The sequence below is a fragment of the Arcanobacterium sp. S3PF19 genome (assembly GCF_000758825.1).
Lineage (GTDB): Bacteria > Actinomycetota > Actinomycetes > Actinomycetales > Actinomycetaceae > Arcanobacterium_A.
The window spans coordinates 1-5,315 of the sequence record NZ_JRMX01000008.1 but is presented as its reverse complement, the minus strand read 5'-3'; the positions used below and the strand labels follow the sequence as shown (position 1 = coordinate 5,315).

Genomic DNA, 5,315 nt, shown 5'->3' with positions numbered 1-5,315 from the left:
GTGTGGATATGTGTTGTGTGTATATAAAAAGGGAAACCCGGGGTTTCCTCCCGGGTTTCCTCTTTTAACGTATGGTGACGGCGGCTTCCTACTCTCCCACACCCTCGCGGGTGCAGTACCATCGGCGCGGGCAGGCTTAGCTTCCGGGTTCGGAATGGGACCGGGCGTTTCCCTGCTGCTATGACCACCGTCAAAAACATGGGGTATTCATGTGTTCCGCCTTTTATCCTGCCGTGGCGGTAGCCGGGAATCGTATAGTGAACGCGTTTACCTGTTTAAAAATGTTTAATGTAAGTTATCGGCCATTAGTACCGGTCAGCTCTGCACATGTTACCATGCTTCCACTTCCGGCCTATCAACCCCATGGTCTGTAGGGGGCCTTCGGACTTAAAGTCCCGGAAACCTTATCTCGAAGCGGGCTTCCCACTTAGATGCTTTCAGCGGTTATCCTTTCCGAACGCAGCAAACCAGCCATGCTCCTGGCGGAACAACTGGCACACCGGAGGTTCGTCCGTCCCGGTCCTCTCGTACTGGGGACAGCCCTTCTCAGGTTTCCAACGCGCGCAGAGGATAGGGACCGAACTGTCTCGCGACGTTCTGAACCCAGCTCGCGTGCCGCTTTAATGGGCGAACAGCCCAACCCTTGGGACCTACTCCAGCCCCAGGATGCGACGAGCCGACATCGAGGTGCCAAACCATGCCGTCGATATGAACTCTTGGGCAGGATCAGCCTGTTATCCCCGGGGTACCTTTTATCCGTTGAGCGACGGCGCTTCCGCAAGCAACCGCCGGATCACTAGTTCCGACTTTCGTCCCTGCTCGACCTGTCAGTCTCACAGTCAAGCTCCCTTGTACACTTACACTCGAAACCCGATTACCAACCGGGCTGAGGGAACCTTTGAGCGCCTCCGTTACATTTTAGGAGGCAACCGCCCCAGTTAAACTACCCACCAGGCACTGTCCCCGAACCAGATCATGGTCCAGGGTTAGACATCCGGCACGGTCAGAGTGGTATTTCAACATTGACTCCACACCCACTGGCGTGAATGCTTCAAAGTCTCCCACCTATCCTACACAAACCGTACCAAACACCAATACCAAGCTATAGTGAAGGTCCCGGGGTCTTTCCGTCCTTCTGCGCGTAACGAGCATCTTTACTCGTAATGCAATTTCACCGAGTTCGCGGTTGAGACAGTGGAGAAGTCGTTACGCCATTCGTGCAGGTCGGAACTTACCCGACAAGGAATTTCGCTACCTTAGGATGGTTATAGTTACCACCGCCGTTTACCGGGGCTTAAATTCACTGCTTCGCCAAATGGCTGACAGTTCCTCTTAACCTTCCGGCACCGGGCAGGCGTCAGTCCGTATACATCCACTTACGTGTTCGCACAGACCTGTGTTTTTGATAAACAGTCGCTTCTCCCTGGTTTGTGCCACCATCATCCCTATCCCGTAAAGAGATTCAGGACTCCGGTCCCCCTTCTCCCGAAGTTACGGGGGTATTTTGCCGAGTTCCTTAACCACGATTCACTCGAACGCCTTGGTATACTCTACCCGACCACCTGTGTCGGTTTAGGGTACGGGCGGTTAGAACCTCACGTCGAGGCTTTTCTAGGCACCACAGGATCACCCTACTTCCCGCATAAAAACGGTCATCATCCAGCCTCACCCACACGCTCCCCGGATTTACCTGGGAAACGGGCTGCGCTGTTAAACGTGGCAAGCCATAAGCCACGCGGAAGCTACCACTGTGCGTCACCCCTGTTAACACGCTTGCCTACAACAGGATCAGTTCCCACGCTCACCACACCCCCAAACCCGAAGGAAAGGAAGCACGGCTCGGATGGTTAGTATCCCCCGCTTCGGCACGGACGGTTCTTCACCGGTACCAGAATAACAACTGGTTGCCCATCGACTACGCCTGTCGGCCTCGCCTTAGGACCCGACTAACCCAGGGCGGAACAACCTGGCCCTGGAACCCTTGGTCATACGGCGGAGGGGATTCTCACCCCTCATTCGTTACTCATGCCTGAATTCTCACTCGCACGCAATCCACGGCCGTTCACACAACCGCTTCACCTCACGCACGACGCTCCCCTACCCAGCATTAAAAATACTGCCGCGGTTTCGGCGGTGTACTTAGCCCCGCTACATTGTCGGCGCAGAATCACTTGACCAGTGAGCTATTACGCACTCTTTCAAGGGTGGCTGCTTCTAAGCCAACCTCCTGGCTGTCACAGCAACTCCACATCCTTTCCCACTTAGCACACGCTTGGGGGCCTTAACCGGCGGTCTGGGCTGTTTCCCTCTCGACTACGGAGCTTATCCCCCGCAGTCTCACTGCCGCGCTAACCTCATGGCATTCGGAGTTTGGCTGACCTCAGTACCCAAACACGGGCCATCAGCCATCCAGTCGCTCTACCTCCACAAAGCAACACGCGACGCTGCACCTAAATGCATTTCGGGGAGAACCAGCTATCACGGAGTTTGATTGGCCTTTCACCCCTACCCACAGATCATCCCCTCCATTTTCAACTGAAGTGGGTTCGCGCCTCCACACGCTCTTACACGTGCTTCACACTGTCCATGGGTAGATCACCCCGCTTCGGGTCTAGAACATGCAACTAAACGCATTTTAAAACTCGCTTTCGCTACGGATCCCCCACACGGGTTAACCTCGCTACATGCCACTAACTCTCAGGCTCATTCTTCAAAAGGCACGCCATCACCCCCACCGGGGAGGCTCTGACGGATTGTAAGCGTCCGGTTTCAGGTACTCTTTCACTCCCCTCCCGGGGTACTTTTCACCATTCCCTCACGGTACTAATCCACTATCGGTCACATGCGGTATTTAGGCTTACACAGCGGTCTGTGCAGATTCACACGAAATTTCACGGGTCCCGTGCTACTCGGGAAAACCATCAGGAGACAACAGCATTTCGCCTACGGGACTCTCACCCCCTACGGTCAGGCTTCCCAGCCTGTTCGGCTACACCATCGTTTTATAACTCCCCGGACCCCCATCGGCAGGCCCAAACAGCTCCCACTACCCCGGATATGCAACGCCCGACAGCTGTCACACATACCCGGTTTAACCTCCTCCGCTTTCGCTCGCCACTACTCACGGAATATCTTCTCCTGCAGGTACTAAGATGTTTCACTTCCCTGCGTCACCCCCACACACCCTATACATTCAGGTGCGGGTAACCGGACACAACTCCGGTCGGGTTCCCCCATTCGGAAACCCTCGGATCACAGCTTGTTTGCCAACTCCCCGAGGAATATCGCAGGCTACAACGTCCTTCATCGGCCACATGTGCCAAGGCATCCACCGAACGCCCTAAAACACTTACAAAAAACCAAAGATGCTCGCGTCCACTATACAATTCCCAACCACCGCACCGACACCGCACCCCCCGCAAAAAACGGGAAACACAGACGGCAAAGGGCACATTACCCCGAAACCCAACAGCATGCCAGCAAAAAATTATGACCGAACCACTGGAAAACCAAACCCCGCAAAACACGAGGCCCCCCCCAAAAAAAACAAAACAGGGAAGAAAAGGCTCCTTAGAAAGGAGGTGATCCAGCCGCACCTTCCGGTACGGCTACCTTGTTACGACTTCGTCCCAATCGCTAATCCCACCTTCGACCGCTCCCCCAAAAAGTTAGGCCACGGGCTTCGGGTGTTACCAACTTTCGTGACGTGACGGGCGGTGTGTACAAGGCCCGAGAACGTATTCACCGCAGCGTTGCTGATCTGCGATTACTAGCGACTCCGACTTCATGGGGTCGAGTTGCAGACCCCAATCCGAACTGAGACCGGCTTTAAGGGATCCGCTCCGCCTCACGGCATCGCAACCCTCTGTACCGGCCATTGTAGCATGCGTGAAGCCCAAGACATAAGGGGCATGATGATTTGACGTCATCCCCACCTTCCTCCGAGTTAACCCCGGCAGTCTCCCGTGAGTCCCCACCCAAACGTGCTGGCAACACAGGACAAGGGTTGCGCTCGTTGCGGGACTTAACCCAACATCTCACGACACGAGCTGACGACAACCATGCACCACCTGTACACCGACCCGAAGGCAACCACATCTCTGCAGTCTTCCGATGTATGTCAAGCCTTGGTAAGGTTCTTCGCGTTGCATCGAATTAATCCGCATGCTCCGCCGCTTGTGCGGGCCCCCGTCAATTCCTTTGAGTTTTAACCTTGCGGCCGTACTCCCCAGGCGGGGCACTTAATGCGTTAGCTACGGCGCAGAACCCGTGGAAAAGGCCCCACACCTAGTGCCCAACGTTTACGGCATGGACTACCAGGGTATCTAATCCTGTTCGCTCCCCATGCTTTCGCTCCTCAGCGTCAGTAACGGCCCAGTAACCTGCCTTCGCCATCGGTGTTCCTCCTGATATCTGCGCATTCCACCGCTACACCAGGAATTCCGGTTACCCCTACCGCACTCCAGCCTGCCCGTACCCACTGCAGCCCCGGAGTTAAGCCCCGGTCTTTCACAGCAGACGCGACAAACCGCCTACGAGCTCTTTACGCCCAATAATTCCGGACAACGCTCGCGCCCTACGTATTACCGCGGCTGCTGGCACGTAGTTAGCCGGCGCTTCTTCTGCACATACCGTCACAATAAAGCTTCTTCTGTACTGAAAGGAGTTTACAACCCGAAAGCCTTCATCCCCCACGCGGCGTCGCTGCATCAGACTTCCGTCCATTGTGCAATATTCCCCACTGCTGCCTCCCGTAGGAGTCTGGGCCGTATCTCAGTCCCAATGTGGCCGGTCACCCTCTCAGGCCGGCTACCCGTCGAAGCCTTGGTAGGCCATCACCCCACCAACAAGCTGATAGGCCGCGGGCCCATCCCCCACCGAAAAACCTTTCCAACCCCCACCATGCGGCAGAAGCAGAATATCCGGTATTAGACCCCGTTTCCGGGGCTTATCCCAAAGAAGAGGGCAGGTTACCCACGTATTACTCACCCGTTCGCCACTCGAGTACCCCAAGCAAGCTTGAGGCCTTTCCGTCCGACTTGCATGTGTTAAGCACGCCGCCAGCGTTCGTCCTGAGCCAGGATCAAACTCTCCACAAAAAACCAAACACCAAAAAGGCATCCAATCCATACATGAAAAGCCCAAAACGACTCTCAAAAAACAAAACCAAAAACTGGCTAAAAACAAGACACCCAAACCATAAAAACAGCCCGGGCACCCCAAAAAAACAATCATAAAAAGCTGACACACTATTGAGATTCCAAACAACACACCCACACCCAACAACCCACAAAAAACAGGCCACCGGAGAGGCG

General features: G+C 55.1%; 3 rRNA genes. All 3 read right to left on the bottom strand.

The annotated features are described in order from the left end of the window. Positions 1–75 precede the first annotated feature (75 nt). Positions 76–192 (bottom strand): 5S ribosomal RNA (gene rrf, locus HMPREF1631_RS01945). A gap of 94 nt (positions 193–286) precedes the next feature. Continuing rightward, positions 287–3,355: ribosomal RNA gene (locus HMPREF1631_RS01940) — 23S ribosomal RNA — on the bottom strand. A gap of 219 nt (positions 3,356–3,574) precedes the next feature. After that, a 16S ribosomal RNA gene (locus HMPREF1631_RS01935) occupies positions 3,575–5,099 on the bottom strand. Together the 16S, 23S and 5S rRNA genes form the textbook arrangement of a ribosomal RNA operon. Between the last annotated feature and the right edge of the window lie 216 nt (positions 5,100–5,315).